The organism is Enterococcus durans NBRC 100479 = LMG 10746, assembly GCF_001544215.1.
GTDB lineage: Bacteria > Bacillota > Bacilli > Lactobacillales > Enterococcaceae > Enterococcus_B > Enterococcus_B durans.
In genome coordinates this window covers 14877-33809 of the sequence record NZ_BCQB01000031.1, presented here as the reverse complement: position 1 = coordinate 33809, position 18933 = coordinate 14877, and the positions used below count along the sequence as shown (strand labels likewise).

Below are 18933 nucleotides of genomic sequence, written 5' to 3'. Positions count from 1 at the left end.
CCCTAAAAAGAGCCATCCTTTCGTTTTGGGTACCTGAATGGGTACCATTTTTCATCTTAAAGCCAACATGTTTTGGGTACACCTTTTTAATAAACGCTTAAAAACCCTTATCTTACAGGCGTTCGTTCAATTCTTTGGCAAGGTCTTCAAAGCCTGGTTTGCCTAGAAGTGCGAACATGTTTTTCTTATACGCTTCAACACCTGGTTGGTCAAATGGATTGATGCCATTTAGGTAACCTGAGATACCTACAGCAATTTCAAAGAAGTACATTGTGTAACCTAATGTGTAAGCATCCATTTCTGGAATTTTAACTAATAAGTTTGGCACGTCACCATCAGTGTGCGCTAGTAATGTTCCTTCGAAAGCTTTTGTATTTACAAAATCAACTTCTTTTCCTTGTAAGTAGCCTAATCCATCTAGATCTTCTGCTTGTTCAGGAATTGTGATTGATTTACGAGGTTTTTCCACTTTAACGATCGTTTCAAAGATATTACGACGACCTTCTTGGATATATTGACCTAATGAGTGTAAGTCAGTAGAGAAGTTTGCGCTTGAAGGATAAATGCCTTTTTGGTCTTTTCCTTCTGATTCTCCGAATAATTGTTTCCACCATTCTGAGAAGTATTGCATTCCTGGTTCATAGTTGATCAACAATTCTGTTACTTTGCCTTTACGGTAAAGGATGTTACGCATTGCAGCGTATTGATAAGCTTCGTTTTCTTCAAGTTTGTCACTTGAGTATGCTTTACTTGCATCGGCAGCACCTTGCATCAATGCATCGATATCTGCTCCGCTAACTGCGATTGGTAATAAACCTACAGCAGTCAATACAGAGAAACGTCCGCCAATATCATCAGGAATAACAAATGTTTGCCAACCTTCTGCATCTGCTTCTACTTTAACAGCACCTTTTGCTTTATCAGTTGTAGCGTAAATACGTTTGTTTGCTTCTTCTTGTCCGTATTTTTTAACAAGTAATTCTTTAAAGACACGGAAGGCAATCGCTGGTTCAGTAGTTGTTCCAGATTTTGAAATAACGTTAACTGATAAATCACGATCTCCGATTACTTCGATCAAGTCAGAAATATACGTTGAACTGATTGAATTTCCGGCAAAGAAGATTTGTGGTGCTTGACGTTTGTCCCCATCTAATAGATTGTAGAATGTGTGATTCAAGAAATCGATCGCAGCACGGGCACCTAGGTATGAACCACCAATACCGATAACTACTAATACTTCAGAATCAGATTGGATTTTTTTAGCTGCTTCTTTGATACGCGCAAATTCTTCTTTGTCATAATTCGTAGGTAGGTCGATCCAACCACGGAAGTCGCTTCCTGCACCTGTACCCTCACGTAATACTTTGTCAGCCATTGATACTTGGCTTTGCATGTAACCTAACTCATGTTCATTGACAAATGGTGCAACTTTTGAATAATCAAAATGAATATGTGCCATTTTTTTATTCCTCCTTAAAAGATCAATATACAGGTTATACTTTACGTTTTTTTTTACAATTTTTCAAGCAAATAAGTAATTTGAGGTTAATATTTCCAAGAAAATTTCAATTATTACACCAAACCTTGGGCATACATTACTTTTGCGACTTTTTCAAAGCCTGCGACATTTGCGCCTAATAAAAGATTTTTTTCATTGCCATATTCCGCAGCAGTCTTACGACAAGTTTGATAAATCGTCTGCATGATCTCATCTAATTGCTGATCGACTTTTTCACTTTCCCACGATAATCGTTGTGAATTTTGGCTCATTTCTATTGCTGAAACAGCAACTCCACCGGCATTTGCTGCTTTTCCTGGACAGTACCAGACATCCGCTTGTTCAAAGACAGAAACAGCATCAAAGGTACATGGCATGTTTGCTCCTTCTGCTACGATCATTATCCCATTTTCTACTAAATTGCGGGCGAGATTTTCAGTGATTTCATTTTGTGTTGCACAAGGAAGAGCGATTTCTCCTTTTTCCTTTAATGTCCAAACAGAGGCATCCGCATGATAGACAGCAGATTGGCGTACTTTAGCATATTCCGTCAATCTCTGACGTTTTTCTTCCTTGATTTCTTTCAATAAAGAGAGATCTATCCCTTCTGGATCGTAAATATAGCCACTTGAATCTGAGCATGTAACTACTTTACCACCTAGTTCATGTACTTTTTCTATCGCATAAATAGCGACATTCCCACTACCAGAAACAAAAACTGTTTTATTTGCGAATGATTCGTTTTCTGCATGTAAGAGATGTTTGACATAATAAACTAGCCCATAGCCAGTTGCTTCTGTACGAATCTTACTTCCCCAGAAATCAAGCGGTTTACCTGTCAAAACACCAGCATCGTATTGTTTCAATCGTTTATATTCTCCAAACAAGTAGCCGATTTCTCTTGCACCTACTCCGATATCTCCAGCAGGAACATCGATAGAAGGTCCGATATGTTTCGACAATTCTAGCATGAAACTTTGACAAAAGCGCATGATTTCATCATCCGATTTTCCTTTAGGATCAAAATCACTTCCGCCTTTTCCGCCACCGATTGGCAAACCAGTCAAACTATTTTTGAAAATCTGTTCAAATGCAAGAAACTTTAAAATACTTAAATTGACGCTTGGATGAAATCTCAATCCGCCCTTGTAAGGTCCGATAGCTGAATTGTATTGGATTCGATACCCACGATTCACTTGCCAGTTTCCTTCGTCGTCTTGCCATGGTACTCGAAATTGAATGATTCTTTCTGGTTCGGTCAGTATACCCAAGATGTTACGATTGATGTATTCAGGATGTTTCTCTAAAAACTTGGTAGCTGATGGCATAAACTCATCAATTGCCTGCAGAAATTCTTCTTGTCCATTGTCTTGTTGATGAAGTTTTTCTTGAATCAATCGTACATACTCTGTTGCATTTGTCATCGTTTCACGCTCCTTTTATGATCTTCTTACATTTTAGCTTATTTACCCTCGTTCCTCAAAACATTTTCTGCTTTCTTTCCTCGAAATATGCTACACTTTCTTTGAGGTGAGAAAATGGAAATGACGTACGATGTAATTGTTGTTGGTGCAGGTACGAGCGGCATGATGGCTGCTATCAGTGCTGCCGAACATGGTGCAAAAGTACTTTTGATTGAGAAAAACAAAAAAGCTGGAAAAAAATTATTAATGACCGGCGGTGGCAGATGTAATGTCACGAATAATCGTCCTGTTGAGGATTTGATTGCACATATCCCTGGAAACGGTAAATTTTTGTATAGTACCTTTTCTCAATGGAATAACTTTGACATCATGGAATTCTTTGAATCCCAAGGTGTGCATTTAAAAGAAGAAGACCACGGGAGAATGTTTCCTGTGACAAATAAATCAAAAACAATCATTGAAGCATTGCTTCATCGCTTAAAGGAACTGGGCGTCACGATGTTATTTGGGGCACGTGTAGAAAAATTAGTCCATCGAGATGGGAAAATTTATGGTGTACGGACTGAATTTGAAGAATTCAATTCACCCTGCGTTATTTTGACCACTGGCGGACGGACATATCCTTCGACTGGTTCTACAGGAGATGGCTATAAAATCCTGAAAAAAGTAGGGCATACCATTACGCCGCTTTACGCAACGGAATCCCCACTGATTTCAGAAGAACCATTTATCACAGATAAGTCATTACAAGGACTTTCTCTACAAGATATTTCTCTAAGTGTTCTGAATAGTAAAGGAAAAGTAGTGACCGAACATGTGATGGATCTGCTCTTCACTCATTTTGGTATTTCTGGGCCTGCTGCTCTTCGATGCTCCAGTTTTATCAATCAAGAACTGAAAAAAACAGAGAAAGCTGTTACTGTAGTATTAGATTGTTTTCCTACACGTTCAGTGCAGGAATTAACGAGTGAACTGACACAAAAAAGCAAGCAATCGAAAAAAACTTTAGCAAATGCTTGGCATGGATTTTTACCAGAAAGACTACTTCTCTTTTTCTTAGAAAAAAGTCAGCTAACAGATCAACTAGGTTTACACACGACTGAAAAAGAGACTCAGGCTTTCATACAGCTTTGTAAATCCTTCACTTTCAAAATCAGCAAGACTTTCCCGATTGAAAAATCGTTTGTCACTGGTGGCGGAGTCTCCCTCAAGGAAGTTAATCCAAAAACTTTAGAAAGTAAATTGCTCCAAGGTTTATTTTTTGCAGGAGAACTACTGGACGTCAATGGCTATACAGGAGGATTCAACATTACCGCAGCTTTTGCAACTGGACATGTTGCTGGAATGAATGCCGCATTTTTGCGCTAAATGGATATAGAGAAATCAAAAAGAGTGCGGGACAAAAGTAAGAAACACTTTTGTCTCATTCTTTAAAAACGAACAAACGGTGGGAGCAGAAGCAACTCCTTCGGAAATAAGCCGAAATCCACGAAAATTGCTTTTCAAATTTTTGTGGATTTCGGCTTATTTCTCGGAGTTAAACACTTCTGTCCCAGCCTCTTTTAAGGTTGTTATTACTTTTCTTTAGAGGATAAGATCTGCAAACTTCCCATTCGTCAACGTACAGATTGCATCTGGCGCTAGTTCCATTTGAAGTCCGCGCTTGCCAGCTGAAATAATGATCGTTTCATGAGTCTGAGCTGTTTTTTCTAAATACGTGGGAAATAATTTTTTCATTCCAATAGGCGAACAGCCGCCACGGATATAACCTGTTGTTGCTTCTAGATCTCTTAAGTGAAGCATCTCAACTTTTTTGTTTCCCGATTCCTTGGCTAATTTTTTCAGATCAAGTTCGTTGTTCCCCGGTATGACCGCTACTAATGGCCCTGTCTTGTTACCAACAGCCACAAGCGTTTTATAGATTCGATCCTCACCATCAGAAATTTTTTCAGCTACAGCAGCAGCACTCAAATGATTTTCATCCCACTCATACTCATGCTCTGTGTAAGGGATTTTCTTTTGTTCTACCAAGCGAATTGCGTTGGTTTTTACTTGTTTCTTTTTTGCCACATTCTCACCTTCAAATTCTATTCTCACCATTTAAAGTCGTTAGGATCTGCTTTAGCTCCTTGATTGGAATTTGTCCTGGAGCAGAAGCTTTTTCGGTTGTTAAAGCGCCAAATGTCATGACTGATCCAGTTAAATGACCCGATAAACGAGTGACCATCCCAAGTTCGCCCATGGACATCGTGATCAATGGCATAGAAACAAACGCACCGGCTCGTCTTGTCAATTCCATCAACCGTAACACATCTCGCTCATTATTGGGCATAACTGCAAGTTTTCCAAAATCTGCGCCAAAGTGTTCCATCATATTCAAACGATACAATAAAACTGGATCAGCCGGAGTTTCTTTAAAGTCATGACTGCTGATGATCATTGGTATTCCTAGCCGCTTGATTTCTTCCAGCAAACCTTTTTCGAGACTTTCAATTTTAAATAATTCTAAATCGATCATGTCGATCAGACCTGTATGAATAATTGCTTGATATAAATCATGGTATTCTCGGATCGATATGTCTTGCTTTCCTCCCTCTTCCACAGTTCGAAAGGTAAAAAGCAATGGCAAGCCATCTAGCATTTCTTGTATGAGTACTAATGTCTCAATCACTTGATCCTGTTGAAATACTTCTTTGTAACAATCTACACGCCATTCAACTAGATCTGCCCCTGCTTCTTTAGCAAGTATCGCCTCACGTAAAAGTTCTTCACGTGTTTCGCCAGTCATGGGGACGCAAATTTTAGGTCGTCCTGTGCCTATAGTAAGTTTTTTAACTTGGACCATATCCTAACCCTCCTTCTTATTTCCTGATCTGATAGATAAATACCTTTAGATAATCTCCTTCTGGAAAGGCGTCGATGGTTTGAAAATCCTGCGGCAAGTGATAGTGCCCTATTTGTTCAAATTTGACATTTGCTGAGATGAATTCTGCTTCGATCATCTCTCTGAATTGCTCAGTACTCACGTTCGCTGCATTTGTTGAAGCTATCAGCTGTCCCTTATTTGTCAAAATGTCGAGACTGTCTTTTACTAACTCGCCATAATTTTTTGCCACTCGAAAAACTTTTTTCTTATTTCTAGCAAAACTTGGTGGGTCTAGTACGATTAAATCATAAGTCATCTTTTTTCGTTTTGCGTATTTAAAATATTCAAATACGTCCATAACAATGATCTTTTGTGCCGCAACATCTAGTCCATTCACTTCGAATTGTTCCTGTGTTTTTTTCAAACTACGCTTCGCTAGATCCACACTCGTTGTTTCTAGAGCACCGCCCATCGCTGCAGCAACTGAAAACGCACCTGTATAACTAAACATATTTAAAACCGTTTTTCCTAAAGCTAATCCATCGATCAAAGCACCTCTAACCTCTTTTTGGTCCAAAAAGATACCTGTCATGAGTCCTTCATTTAGATAAGTTGCGTAACGCACGCCATTTTCTTTGATCACTAAAGGCTCTGACGCTTCTTTTCCAAAAATAAAGCTACTTTCCGGTAACTCATTGTTTTCGAAGCGGATCTTTTCATAAGCGCCTTGGATTTCTGGATACACTTGTTGAAACGCAACAACTATTGATTGACGGTAAGTATAAAGAGTCTCATTGTACCAAGAAAAAACAGCAAAGCGATCATAATAATCAATGATCAGCCCGCCAATCCCATCACCTTCACCGTTAAACAAACGAAAAGCGTTCGTTTGTTCATCCGATAAAAAAGAAGCACGTTTTTCTTTTGATTCTAAAAATTTTCTTTCAAAAAAGGATTGATCGAATGGTTCGTTTTTTCGACTTAAGACCCAACCAATTCCTTTATTCTGTTTTCCTAAATACCCTTTAGCTAAAAAGTTTCCTTGCTGATCAACTAACTCGATCCATTCCGTTGTTTCTCCACAATTTTGGGCTAGATCTTCTTTTTGGATCAGTGGGTATCCTTTTTTTATACGATTTCCAGCTTTTTTCTTTATTTGTACTTTCATGGACTCACCTACTTTAACTTTTTCATTCCTCAGTATACCAAAAATCAGGTCTTCTGTCTTAGTGCTAGCGTTCACAAAACATAAAGAAATCCTTAATCAGGCATGAAAGCGTTTGGTTTCGATTGACACTTATTTTTCATACTAGTAGAATAAAGGGGAATATATAAAATGAGGAATATTAGCTTCACAACATTCAGAACATTTTTGAGTGCGGAAAGGAAGATAGATGTTGAAACGAATAAAAACACCCAACTTTTTGAATAAAAGGCTTGGATTTTTTTCTTTATTAGCTGTTTTATTATGGCTAAAAACAATTTTTGCCTACTTATTTGATTTTCACTTGGGCATAGAAAGCGGGATACAATATTTTATATTGTTCATCAACCCGATTGCTACAACTTTACTGTTATTAGGGATCGCACTATACGTGAGACGGACAAAGGCGTCTTATATCACTATGATGGTCATTTATTTTCTTTTGACCCTCCTCCTTTTCTCTAATGTGACTTATTATCGTGAATTTACCGATTTTATCACGATCAATACGATTCTAGGTGCAGGAAAAGTAGCAAGTGGTTTAGGAGAAAGTGCCATCCGTTTGTTCAGACCTTACGATATCCTTTATTGGATCGATTTTGTGGTCATCGCTGTTTTATTGATCACTAAAAAAATCAAGATGGACCCACAACCTATCCGTGCAAGAATGGCCTTTGCTATTTCCACTTTAGCAGTCATGATTTTTTCTGGTAACCTCTTCTTAGCAGAAGCTGATCGCCCAGAATTACTCACTCGTACATTTTCACGCGACTATCTTGTCAAATATCTAGGTCTGAATGCTTTCATGGTTTATGACGGTGTTCAAACATACCAAACAAACCAAGTCCGTGCAGAAGCTAGTCCGAATGACATGAAACAGGTAGAAAGCTATGTCAAAGAGCACTACGCTCAACCAAATGAGGATATGTTCGGTATCGCCAAAGGCAGAAATGTCATCTATATCCATTTGGAAAGCTTCCAACAATTTTTACTGGATTATAAGTTAAAAGATGAAAATGGTGTCGAACATGAAGTTACACCATTCCTTAACAGCTTATATCACAGTAATAGCACATTTAGTTTCGATAATTTTTTCCATCAAGTCAAAGCAGGTAAAACAAGTGATGCTGAAACACTGATGGAAAATTCATTATTTGGATTAAATCAAGGTTCCTTGTTTACCCAACTGGGTGGCAAAAATATCTTCCAAGCAGCTCCTGATATTTTGAGTCAGACACAAGGTTATACAAGTGCAGCCTTCCATGGTAACGCTGGTACATTCTGGAATCGGAATGAAACATATAAAAACTTGGGATATGATTATTTCTTTGATGCTTCTTACTATGATGTCAATGATGATAATTCATTCCAATATGGCTTGCATGACAAACCATTTTTCCAACAATCTGTACAATATCTAGAACATCTGCAACAACCGTTCTATTCAAAATTTATTGCCGTGTCGAATCACTATCCTTATTCGAAATTCACGAATGATGAAGGTGGTTTCCCGTTAGCTTCGACAAATGATGAAACGATCAATGGCTACTTTGCAACTGCAAATTATCTAGATACAGCTGTTGAGGAATTCTTTAATTATTTGAAAGCAAGCGGTCTTTACGACAATTCAGTGATCGTGTTATACGGTGACCACTATGGTATTTCTAATTCAAGAAATAAATCATTAGCTGAGCTTGTTGGCAAAACAAGTGATACTTGGAGCAATTACGACAATGCCCAAATGCAGCGGGTGCCTTACATGATCCATGTACCAGGACAAACCAATGGTGGTATCAATCATACTTACGGTGGCCAAGTCGATGCACTTCCTACTCTGCTCCACCTTTTAGGGGTAGATACAAAGAATTATATCCAATTGGGACAAGACCTGTTCTCTAAAAATCATGAGCAAGTTGTTGCTTTCCGAGATGGCGATTTTGTTACACCTAAATATACATTCTATGGTGGTACGATATATGATAACAACACAGGTGAAGCAATCACCGAGCCAAGCCAAGAAGTACAAAATGAGATTGATGCACTGAAAGAAAAAGTAAACAAACAATTGGCTGTTTCTGACCAAATCAATAACGGCGATTTACTCCGCTTCTCTACGGACACCAGTTTAAAACCAATCGAAGCTACTGATTTTGATTATAAGAAACAACTTGAACAATTGACCGAAAAAGAAAAAACACTTGGCGATAAATCAACAAGTATCTTCAGTAAAAACAATAAACAATCAACAAAAGATCTCTACGAAACAAAGACATACCAACAATTACACGGTACAACTTCAACTGAATCATCAGAACCAGCAGAAACAGATAAATAGCACTAAAAGCAAGCTCGATCTATTGGGCTTGCTTTTTTATTATCAAAAAAAGGAATTCGTTATTTCACTATACGAATTTCATAATTTATTCATATTCATTTTTTATAATTGATTAGAGGTGAAAAAAGATGAGAATGATTCGGTATTCAACAGCTCGTTTAGTCTACTATAAAAAACAGACGATATTTTATTGTCTTTTTTCAAGTATTGCTGCCTTTTTATTGATGCTTGCCTGTAACCTTTACCATGTACAAACAACTATCTATAGTCAAGTACAGGAACGTCTCAATTTTTTAGATATTACTGCAGTAAAAGCAAACTTGCCCTCAATCGTTACGATAAGACAATTCTATTTGAAAGTTATTGTCATACTATTGACTATATTTTCTGTGATGTTCATTTTTTTCTTTCAACGATCGCTCCGTCAGGATAGTCAAGAATTGATCAACTGGCGTTTAGCTGGACTATCTAAAGGAAAAATTTTTCTTTTTATTGCTTGGCAATTGATGTTGCCTCTATTGATTTGTTGTACGGTCTTATTACTATGGATCGTGCTCTTCCAACGTTCTTACCAAGAAATGATTCAACAAATTAACTTTCTCTGTTTGAAATTCTTTGATATGCCAGATATCCATTCTTTAGCAACTACATCAAAATTAGCTATTCCAATGGATCAACAAACATTCTTTAAGATTGAGTTTGTGAATGATCTTTTCCTTATTGACACATTAAAAGGATTTTACCAAACAGTTCTTATGCTGGCAGGTACCAGTATGACCTTGAGTATTCTCCAATTTTCTATATTTTATCATCGGTTAAAAAAAGGAAGGATGATTTTTTTTGACACCATTTGATCGTACCCTTTCCAACGGTAAACTCACTGCGATACTCTATCAAAAGAGTGACCACAACAATCTTGAGCTTTTGAAGGAACTAAAAAAGCAAGTTTTTCTTACAAGTAAAAATGAACCTCTACTTGTTCAGAAAGATTGGCCATTGTTTCCTTATTTAAAAGTTAAAGATCAAGTACTCTTGAACATTCCCGAAAATAAGCAGTCCCGTTTGATGTTCCAAGAAGAACTAAATGTAGACTCGTTTTTACTAGATCAAGATCCAGATGATCTTACTCTTTTTGAAAAGATCAAATTACAATTATTACATGCTTTATTAGCAAAAAAACAGAAAATCATTCTAGAAGATTTTTTTGATCTATTAACTGTTGCCGAAACTCAAGAACTGCTCGATTTACTTGAACGTCTAGTCAAAAAGCAAAACGTAGCACTATTGCTTCTTACACATGATGAGACGATTGCTCACAGTCAATACGTAGATTCCTTACAAGATAAATAAAAAGAATGTGGACAAATCTAAAAATCAGTTTTTTCGGAAATTTCAAAAAAACGAACAATACAAAAAATGTATTGTTCGTTTTTTTTCTCCAATTTCTCAAACCTAAACAACCTAAATGACTTTTGTCTCGATCTCTTTTTCCATGTACTCTAGAGTTCAACATCTGGCAGTTTAACTGTAAAGGTCGTTCCTTTCCCTAGTTCGCTCTCAACTTCCAATTTACCTTTGTGGAGACGAACCAATTGTTGAACGATCGGCAAGCCTAATCCAGATTCACCATATTTGGTATTTTTTCTTGACGGGTCTACTTTATAGTAACGATCCCAAATGCTCTTCATCTGCTGTTCTGACATCCCGATACCGGTATCTTGTATTTTGATGATTGTTTCCAGATACCCCTTTTCCAAAGAGATCGTAATCGTTCCATTTTCTGTAAATTGAATCGCATTTTGAATGATATTGACCATGATCTGAACAAAGCGATCATAATCTGCATATATTTCTATATCTGGTTCTGCATTCAGTACCAAAGCATCGCCAGCTGCCTCTGCTTTCGCTTCTAATTGTGCAACGATATTTTCCAGCGTTTCTGTTCCATTGAATTTCTTGATGACCATACTGATCTGATTTGTTCGTATTTTTTCATAGTCTAAATTCTCGTTGACCAAGCGAATCAACCGCTCTGTTTCATTTTTCATCAACTTGATGGCATTGTCCCGTTGATTCTCTGGAATTGCATTATATTCTAACCCTTCAAGTAATCCATTAATCGTCGTTAAAGGTGTACGCATTTCATGCGACGCATCTGCCATAAACTGCCTTCTACGATTTTCTTGCTCTTCGATCTCTGCTTGTGACTCTTTTAGAGAATTCGTCATTTTATTGAAATCATCAGCTAGTTCGTCAAATTCGTCTTTATCATGTACAGGTAATTGAACATCAAAATTACCATTCGTCACTTCTTTTGTCGCATTTCTTAAACGATTGATTCGTTTCACCTGAAAAGCTGCAAATCCGTAACTTCCGATGATGGCAATAATACTCGAAAAAATGAATCCTTTGAAAAGATTCAGAGTAACAGAACGTACACTATTATCAATGTTTCTAGCTGGCTGACTAACCACCAATCCGCCATAAAATTCATGGTCTAAGTTAAAAGGAACAAGTGCATAAGAGGTTGCTTGGTTTTGTCCTAAAATATTCTTGTTCGAGGTATATTTTACTTGTCGACCACTTCGCAGATTTTCCCACTGATTCGAATTTATCGAAAAAGCCAATATCGTATTATTTGTTGGATAGATGACTCGCTCATTTTTGTCAATAAAAATAAAATTTACATTTTGTTCAGACAAGACTTGTTCAGTGAAAAAGAGTGCATTTTGAAATGCTTGATCTTGTGTCATCTGCGGAAATGTATCCGAATAAGTTTGCGTCAATTTTTCAACTGACTCTGCATAACCAAACAATTGTTGATAGTTGTTTTCTTCGATCGTTTGTTTCGTCAATTGTGTAAACGAAACCCCTACGATCAAAATAATCAGTACGATCATCCCACAAAAAGCTAATAATTGTTGATAAAGATACCGCATTAGGCAACACCAGAATCATCAAATTTGTAGCCCACGCCCCAAACTGTTTGGATGACTTGCGGTCCTACTTTTTCAATTTTTTGGCGTAATTTTTTGATATGCGCATCAACCGTGCGTTCATCTCCAAAATATTGATAATCCCACACCAATTCCAAAAGTTGTTCCCGTGAAAACACTTGGCGAGGCTTTTTAGCTAACGTAAACAATAAATCAAATTCTTTTGGTGTCAATCCTTCGATTGGTTTTTCATTTAAATAAGCTTCACGTGTTTTCGTGTTCATTTTAAAATGGTCCGTTTGGATATCAAAATGCTGATCGGAGCTCCCAGCTTCATCCTTTGTTTCGACTAATTCACTGCGGCGATGCAATGCCTTCATACGTGCAATCAAAGTCAATGGACTAAAGGGTTTTGTAACATAATCATCTGCCCCCATCTCTAAGCCGATCACTTGATCACTCTCTGAATCCCGTGCTGTCAACATAATGATAGGTACCGTGCTGGACACTTTTCTGATCTCACGTCCGACAATCATTCCATCCATCGTTGGTAAATTCAAATCTAACGTCACCATATCCCAGTAGTTCGGTTTCTCTAGAAATGCATCTAGCCCCTCTTTACCATCGTATTTGAATGTTGCTTCCCATCCTTCATTCAAAAAAAACATCTGCATCATTTCTGATACGGATTGATTATCTTCGATCATCAAAATATTCATCTTTATTCCTCCCAAGTTCATCATCCATTTTTTGAAGTCTTTTTTCCGTTAATATAAAAATAGGCATGATTGGAAAAACCAACACCAACATTTCAATTATAAAAAAATTCGTATGTCCTGTAATTTTTAGCCAATAGCCAATAAGCGCCATCAATAAGCCAAAAAGCAAAAAGTATTTACCACTCGTTTTTTGCGCTAAGCGAAAATGTTCTTCTGACTGGACTGCACGTGGTGAATGGTAGCCATAAAACGGGATATTCCCTTTAAAAGGTACAAGTAAAAACAGCATCCCAATGAATGACAATCCGATTCCGACAGTAAAAAAAATCATCCAATCCCCTCCTAAATCTCTCCTTCTAGTATACTCTAAAAGTTGGTTTGAACCAATATATTCAGGAATTCTTCACGAAACGTTTGTCTTTTATTCAAACTTTGTTAAGATAGAGTTAATCCAATAATAAAGGGGTTTTTTGTGTGTCAAATTATCGTGCGATTACTTTTTTCGATCTTGATGGAACCTTATTAGATTCTCGTTCAAAGATCACACCCGAAGTGGCAAACGCTATGGAAGCATTGAAAAAAAATAATGTTTTGCCAGTCATTGCGACGGGCCGAACAGAAGCAGAGATCAAGCATATCATGTCTGATGCCGGTATTACTTCTGCGGTAACAATGAATGGTTCCTACATCAGCGTAGATGGAAAAGAAATCCATTCAGAAAAATTCTCTACCGATGAGTGTCAGAGAATGCTCGATCATGTCACTAGCCAAGGTCATCAGTTATCTTTTTATAATCATCAAAATATTTGGTGTACTAGCCACGATCAAACAATGATCGAAGCGTACGATTTCATTCATTCAACTGTTCCAGAAATCAATCCGTATGCTTTCTTGGATCATCCAATCAACATGCTATTGATCCTGTCAAAATCAGGTGATGAATACTACCATGAACATTTTCCAGAATTGACATTTTATCGAAATGGCCCTTACTCTATCGATACCGTTAAAAAAGGGATTTCTAAAGGTGTTGGTGTCAAACGTCTAAAACAAGAAATGGATTTGGCAGATGTACCGACATTTGGATTTGGCGATGGTCCAAACGACTTTGCTCTACTAGAAGCCTGTGACAATAAAATCGCTATGGGAAATGCGTATGATGGCTTGAAAGAACTTTCGACCTTTATTACAAAGAAAAATACTGAAGGTGGGATCGTCCACGCATTGAAACATTTCGATTTGATTTAGACCAAACAGGAAATGATGCGGTAACTCCTTATACTAAGAACTGTTGGTGCTTACCGTATCATCCAATGTTTCTGAATTAACTCTTTATCCTTGAAAAAAAGAACGATTATGGTATACTATGTTTTGTATGAAAATATACGTAACCCTTGTATTTTTACGGGGACGTTACGGATTCGACAAGCACAGTTCGAGCTTGAATTGCGTTTCGTAGGTTACGTCTACGTTAAAACGTTACAGTTAAATATAACTGCTAAAAACGAAAACAACTCTTACGCTTTAGCTGCCTAAAAACAGTTAGCGTAGATCCTCTCGGCATCGCCCATGTGCTCGAGTAAGGGTCTCAAATTTAGTGGGATACGTTAAACTTTTCCGTCTGTAAAGTTTAAAAGAGATCATCAGACTAGCAATACAGAATGCCTGTCACTCGGCAAGCTGTAAAGCGAAACCTCAAATGAGTTGACTATGAACGTAGATTTTTAAGTGTCGATGTGTTTGGACGCGGGTTCGACTCCCGCCGTCTCCATTGTGTATTGTTGAGACAAACAAACAGGTGTAAAAAACGTTGTTAAATCAACGTTTTTTTATTTTTACCAAAGAGAAGAATGAAAGAATTTTGCATTTTTTTGCATCACAATATCATTCTGAGAAAAGGGAAATCCAAAGAGTTAATTTGTCGTATGGTCCCCAGATAAAATCTTTTGTAGTCTGGATTTTTAGATCTTCTTTTAGTTCGCATCAAAAAGCTTAATAATAGTTTGAAGTGAATGCTACTTTAAGAATTCTTGTTCATATTCTTGAATGATTTCTTCCGCTCTTAATTGCTCAGATCCACTCAACTGTTGCTTCACATCTTGATACTCTTCCCTCATATTTTCTAAAACTAACGGAGCCTGATACGCAAACCACTCTGACATAGAATTTTTTGGATACTTCTTTTTATATTCTGGATAATCCATAATCGTGATCATTACTCATCAACCTTCCAATAATTAAATTTATAAATCTAAATGTTTTTCTTGTTTGGCTTATCTGCTATTTTAGTTGTCGACTTTCTCGCTACATTACCACTATTCATTTGATAATATTATTATAAATATCATCATAATTGTATTCTTTAATAAATCCAATTTGCTCAGAAATTTATGTAACAAGTACTAGTCAGCAGTTTCAGTAACAACTAAAGTAATACGGATTTTTGTATTTATTTCGTTTTCTCCTAATGAATTCCTATACTATTTTTCGACGGTTCTATTTGTAAACTAAAAATTGACTAACTCATTGACACACATCAGTTTTTAAGTCATCATAAATATATAGTTAAACATAGATATCGATTTGCTATTCCTATGCATTTGTGAATACATGATCATGAAGACCAAGTATACTCTTTAGTAAAAAACTAAAAAAGGACTTTTAGGAAGATATCTGGTCAAACTTACGAATATAAACTGAATTATTTGAAGACAAATGAATAGGTTCTGCTAGAAAGCCTTGTCGCTTTCTTTGATAAAAATTAACCCGAGGCTGGGACAGAAGTGTTTCTTACTTTGTCCCACACTCACTATCTTTTTAAAAATGACAAATCTATTATATCAGAAATGAGGAATCAAGAAATGGGATTATTCGATGGACTAATGGGAAATGCTGCACAACATGATAATAAATCTGTAGAAAAAGAACTACAAGGGGTCTTAGTACCTAATGAAAACGTGGATTTAGCTTTTAAATTAGTAAGAGACTTAATTGTTTTTACAGACAAACGATTGATTATCGTTGACAAACAAGGTGTCACTGGTAAAAAAGTAGAATATAAGTCGATTCCTTATAAATCAATCTCACGTTTTTCTGTAGAAACAAGTGGTCATTTTGATTTGGATGCAGAGTTGAAAATTTGGATTTCTAGCGCTGAACTTCCAGCCGAGAGTCTACAATTCCGCAAGGACAAAAATATTGTAGCTATTCAACAAGCATTAGCTTCTGCTGTTTTATTCTAACTATTGAAAATCATTGAACCAATCTAACAATGATCCGTCCTTGTTTTTGACAGAAAATCCACCGAAAAATCAATTTTTTCGATAATGAGTAAGTCAATGAGGATTTCACTAACAAACAAAAACTGGAAGACTGAAAATCGTAAAAAAGATTTCCAGTCTTCCAATTTTTTGTCTTGATATATATCCAAAACTCTAGCGAAACGGATTATAAAAGCGTCCGCCATTGATGAACAATAAAGATATTCCTGCAGCACACAATAAGATTACCAGTAATAATGCCAAATAATCATTGCGTTTCAAGGGTTTAGCTAACAACCAAGTGCGGCTTTTTTTCTTACCGAAACGACGAAGCTCCATCGCCGAAGAAATCGTTTCGATCCGTTCTAAACTGGAGAAAATCAAAGGAATCGCAATCGTTAAATTGCCACGTACTCGTTTCATCAACGAGGCTTTCTTGGATAGCTCATTTCCTCGAGCTTGCTGTGCTTTTGAAATCGTTCGAAAATCTTCTTGAATATCTGGGATATAACGCAATGCTAAAGAAAAAGCATAAGCGATCTTATATGATCCACCTACTCGATGAATACTTGATGCCAATTCACTTGGGTTCGTCGTCAAAATAAAGATCAACCCTGGTGGGATCGTGACGAAATATTTGATCAGCAGATTGAACTCATAAAAAAGTTGTTCTTGTGTGAGTGTATATCGGCCGATTCCTTTAAAAATCACATGTCTTGTCCCATAGATCGTCACGCCATATTCTGGTGCAAATAGATAAACCGTCAATAAATTCAAAATCGAAAAGAATGCGATGAATTTCAATACAAAGGAAATCTCACGATACGTAATTTTTGCTGTTCGAAAAAGAATAATAGAGAAAAGCGCAAGCACTAGCAAAAAACGTGTGTCATAAGAAATCATCCCAACTACTGAAATCATTAAAAAGCACAACAATTTAGTGAAGCCGCTAAGTTGATGGATCACCGTTTTTTTCGGCAAATAACCGATCAAATTATTGTCTGCCATCAGTAGGCACCTCCTCATGCTGGATGAATGCCGACACAAAATCGGTGGCATCTGCTAAATGATTGTTTTGTGCCAAACGATAGAGACTCGTTTCACGCAGACTTGCTGAGGCAACTAATTCTGCCGAAGATAAGACATTGGCAGGGGTCTCATCCGCGATGATCTGTCCTTGTTTCAATACCAACGTCCGTCGGGTGTGTTCCAACATCAGGTGCATATCATGGGTGATCATCAAGATGGTAATCCCTTGCTGGTTCAACGTGCGTAAAAAGGTCATCATTTCATTATAATGGTAATAATCTTGCCCCGCTGTAGGTTCATCAAGGATCAGCAGTTCAGGCTCGAGTACTAAAATAGCTGCAATTGCTACTCGGCGTTTTTGCCCATGGCTCAATGCAGAGATTGGCCAATTACGAAATTCGTAGAGTCCACAGACCTTCAATGTGTCAAAAACTTTTTCCTGGATCTCCTCAGGTTCGACACCCTGGTTCTCCAACCCTAATGCGACCTCTTCAAAAATCATATTCTTCGATAGCATTTGATTACTATTTTGCAACACGTAACCTATTTTATCGGCTCGTTCCTTGATACTTTCATTTGCAATGGATTGCCCTTTCCACAATAGTTCACCTGTTTGAAGAGGATAAAAACCTGTGATCAGGTTCGACAGCGTAGACTTTCCTGCCCCATTATGCCCAACAAGACTGACCATTTCTCCTTGATAGAGTGTCAAGTCAATTTTTTTGATGACTTGCTCATCCCCAAAGCCAAAGGAAATATTTTTCAGTGTCAGTAATGGCGTTTCTTTTAACGGAATTGCTTTGAATTCTCCCTGATCCTTGGCTAATGCCGTTGCTATTTCTGGGGAAACTAGTTGATCGACCTGTGTTAGATCAGAAAACTCTTCCAAAGAAATACCCGCACGTTTCAAAGCAGAGATATACAACGGTTCGCGTATACCATACATTGTCAAAAGGTCACTTTTTAGTAATTCTGTTGGCGTGCTATCTGCGATGATCGTTCCTTCGTTCATTAGAATAACACGATCGATTGGTGCTGCTAAAACTTCTTCCAAACGGTGTTCGATAATGATTGTTGTAAATTTTTGCGACTGATACAACTGGTCGATCATTTGAATCGCTTCATACCCCGTTTGTGGATCGAGATTGGCTAAAGGTTCATCAAACAAAAGGATCGGCGTTTCATCGATCAAGACGCCAGCCATCGTTACACGTTGCTTCTGACCACCAGAGAGATCTTGTGGGCGTTTTTCTAATTGTTCCGATAGATTGGTTTTTTCAGACCAATAATTTACCGCCTTGCGCATCTCCGTTTGCTCAATCATCTCGTTTTCCAATGAAAATGCAATATCTTCAGCCACTGTCAAGCCAACAAATTGGCTATCCGTATCTTGCAATACTGTCCCCACATCTAACGAAAGGTCATAGATGGTGGATTCACCAAACAACTTCCCGTTGATGTTCAAACTCCCAGTATAACTACCTTTTTCATTTTGCGGGATGATACCATTCAAACATTTCCCTAAGGTAGATTTTCCTGAGCCACTAGGTCCCATGATCAAAATCTTTTCTCCTTGTTTGATGGACAAATTGATATTTTTCAGCGTGGGTTCGGCTTGGCTATCATATTGAAATGTAAAATCATGAAACTCGATCATTTTAT

General features: G+C 37.3%; 17 protein-coding genes and 1 other RNA gene. 7 read left to right on the top strand and 11 right to left on the bottom strand.

The genetic code is table 11. From position 1 onward, the window contains the following. Positions 1 to 112: 112 nt before the first annotated feature. Together ED2_RS09645 and gdhA are read right to left on the bottom strand one after the other, a co-directional pair. Positions 113 to 1459, bottom strand: a complete 1347-nt coding sequence (locus tag ED2_RS09645) for a glucose-6-phosphate isomerase (RefSeq protein ID WP_005876876.1) — start codon at positions 1457 to 1459, stop codon at positions 113 to 115. A gap of 113 nt (positions 1460 to 1572) precedes the next feature. Beyond that, positions 1573 to 2922: an NADP-specific glutamate dehydrogenase gene (gene gdhA / locus ED2_RS09640; protein ID WP_016176420.1), complete on the bottom strand. Its 1350-nt coding sequence runs from the start codon at positions 2920 to 2922 to the stop codon at positions 1573 to 1575. 114 nt (positions 2923 to 3036) lie between these two features. On the opposite strand from gdhA, the gene ED2_RS09635 reads away from it, so the two are divergent. Further along, positions 3037 to 4290: a BaiN/RdsA family NAD(P)/FAD-dependent oxidoreductase gene (locus ED2_RS09635; RefSeq protein WP_005876874.1), complete on the top strand. Its 1254-nt coding sequence runs from the start codon at positions 3037 to 3039 to the stop codon at positions 4288 to 4290. A 216-nt stretch (positions 4291 to 4506) separates the two neighbouring features. Here the strand turns inward: ED2_RS09635 and ybaK are convergent, their stop codons facing one another. The 3 genes from ybaK to ED2_RS09620 are packed head-to-tail and all read right to left on the bottom strand — an operon-like array spanning position 4507 to position 6956. Next, a complete protein-coding gene (ybaK, locus tag ED2_RS09630; protein ID WP_060789776.1) occupies positions 4507 to 4992 on the bottom strand; it encodes a Cys-tRNA(Pro) deacylase in 486 nt (161 codons plus the stop codon). A 10-nt stretch (positions 4993 to 5002) separates the two neighbouring features. After that, on the bottom strand, positions 5003 to 5767 hold the full coding sequence (gene aroD / locus ED2_RS09625) for a type I 3-dehydroquinate dehydratase (RefSeq protein ID WP_005876870.1): 765 nt from the start codon (positions 5765 to 5767) through the stop codon (positions 5003 to 5005). A gap of 16 nt (positions 5768 to 5783) precedes the next feature. Then, positions 5784 to 6956: a class I SAM-dependent rRNA methyltransferase gene (locus tag ED2_RS09620; protein ID WP_016176419.1), complete on the bottom strand. Its 1173-nt coding sequence runs from the start codon at positions 6954 to 6956 to the stop codon at positions 5784 to 5786. A gap of 229 nt (positions 6957 to 7185) precedes the next feature. On the opposite strand from ED2_RS09620, the gene ED2_RS09615 reads away from it, so the two are divergent. The 3 genes from ED2_RS09615 (at position 7186) to ED2_RS09605 (ending at position 10677) form a co-directional block, all read left to right on the top strand. After that, the gene (locus ED2_RS09615; RefSeq protein WP_025481316.1) at positions 7186 to 9327 is read left to right on the top strand and encodes an LTA synthase family protein; all 2142 of its coding nucleotides are present in this window, start codon (positions 7186 to 7188) and stop codon (positions 9325 to 9327) included. Positions 9328 to 9455: 128 nt separating this feature from the next. Next, positions 9456 to 10181 (top strand): hypothetical protein, encoded by a 726-nt coding sequence (locus ED2_RS09610; protein WP_005876864.1) that lies wholly within the window; start codon positions 9456 to 9458, stop codon positions 10179 to 10181. Further along, positions 10168 to 10677 (top strand): hypothetical protein, encoded by a 510-nt coding sequence (locus ED2_RS09605; RefSeq protein WP_016176417.1) that lies wholly within the window; start codon positions 10168 to 10170, stop codon positions 10675 to 10677. The genes ED2_RS09610 and ED2_RS09605 overlap by 14 nt, the downstream gene beginning before the upstream one ends. 149 nt (positions 10678 to 10826) lie before the next feature. On the opposite strand, the gene ED2_RS09600 is transcribed toward ED2_RS09605, so the two are convergent. The 3 genes from ED2_RS09600 to ED2_RS09590 are packed head-to-tail and all read right to left on the bottom strand — an operon-like array spanning position 10827 to position 13313. Beyond that, on the bottom strand, positions 10827 to 12266 hold the full coding sequence (locus ED2_RS09600; protein WP_016176416.1) for an ATP-binding protein: 1440 nt from the start codon (positions 12264 to 12266) through the stop codon (positions 10827 to 10829). Further along, positions 12266 to 12982 (bottom strand): winged helix-turn-helix domain-containing protein, encoded by a 717-nt coding sequence (locus ED2_RS09595; protein WP_005876858.1) that lies wholly within the window; start codon positions 12980 to 12982, stop codon positions 12266 to 12268. The genes ED2_RS09600 and ED2_RS09595 overlap by 1 nt, the downstream gene beginning before the upstream one ends. After that, entirely contained in the window at positions 12957 to 13313 is a 357-nt protein-coding gene (locus ED2_RS09590; protein ID WP_016176415.1) for an SdpI family protein, read from the bottom strand. Before ED2_RS09590 ends, ED2_RS09595 begins: the two co-directional genes overlap by 26 nt. Before the next feature lie 143 nt (positions 13314 to 13456). Between ED2_RS09590 and ED2_RS09585 the strand changes: the two genes are divergently transcribed. Beyond that, positions 13457 to 14230, top strand: coding sequence for a Cof-type HAD-IIB family hydrolase (locus ED2_RS09585; RefSeq protein ID WP_005876854.1), 774 nt, complete (start codon positions 13457 to 13459; stop codon positions 14228 to 14230). Positions 14231 to 14388: 158 nt separating this feature from the next. Then, positions 14389 to 14756, top strand: a transfer-messenger RNA (tmRNA) gene (gene ssrA / locus ED2_RS09580). 241 nt (positions 14757 to 14997) lie between these two features. Here the strand turns inward: ssrA and ED2_RS09575 are convergent. Next, entirely contained in the window at positions 14998 to 15198 is a 201-nt protein-coding gene (locus tag ED2_RS09575) for a hypothetical protein (protein WP_005876749.1), read from the bottom strand. A gap of 645 nt (positions 15199 to 15843) precedes the next feature. On the opposite strand from ED2_RS09575, the gene ED2_RS09570 reads away from it, so the two are divergent. Then, on the top strand, positions 15844 to 16224 hold the full coding sequence (locus tag ED2_RS09570; protein ID WP_005876746.1) for a PH domain-containing protein: 381 nt from the start codon (positions 15844 to 15846) through the stop codon (positions 16222 to 16224). Positions 16225 to 16416: 192 nt separating this feature from the next. Here ED2_RS09570 and ED2_RS09565 read toward each other — a convergent pair whose 3' ends face one another. Next, positions 16417 to 17250 carry an energy-coupling factor transporter transmembrane component T family protein gene (locus tag ED2_RS09565; protein ID WP_016177522.1) on the bottom strand — a complete coding sequence of 278 codons (834 nt, stop codon included), beginning with the start codon at positions 17248 to 17250 and terminating at the stop codon, positions 16417 to 16419. Next, complete coding sequence (locus ED2_RS09560; RefSeq protein WP_005876743.1) at positions 17237 to 18928, bottom strand: ABC transporter ATP-binding protein; 1692 nt, start codon at positions 18926 to 18928, stop codon at positions 17237 to 17239. Before ED2_RS09560 ends, ED2_RS09565 begins: the two co-directional genes overlap by 14 nt. Positions 18929 to 18933: the final 5 nt, after the last annotated feature.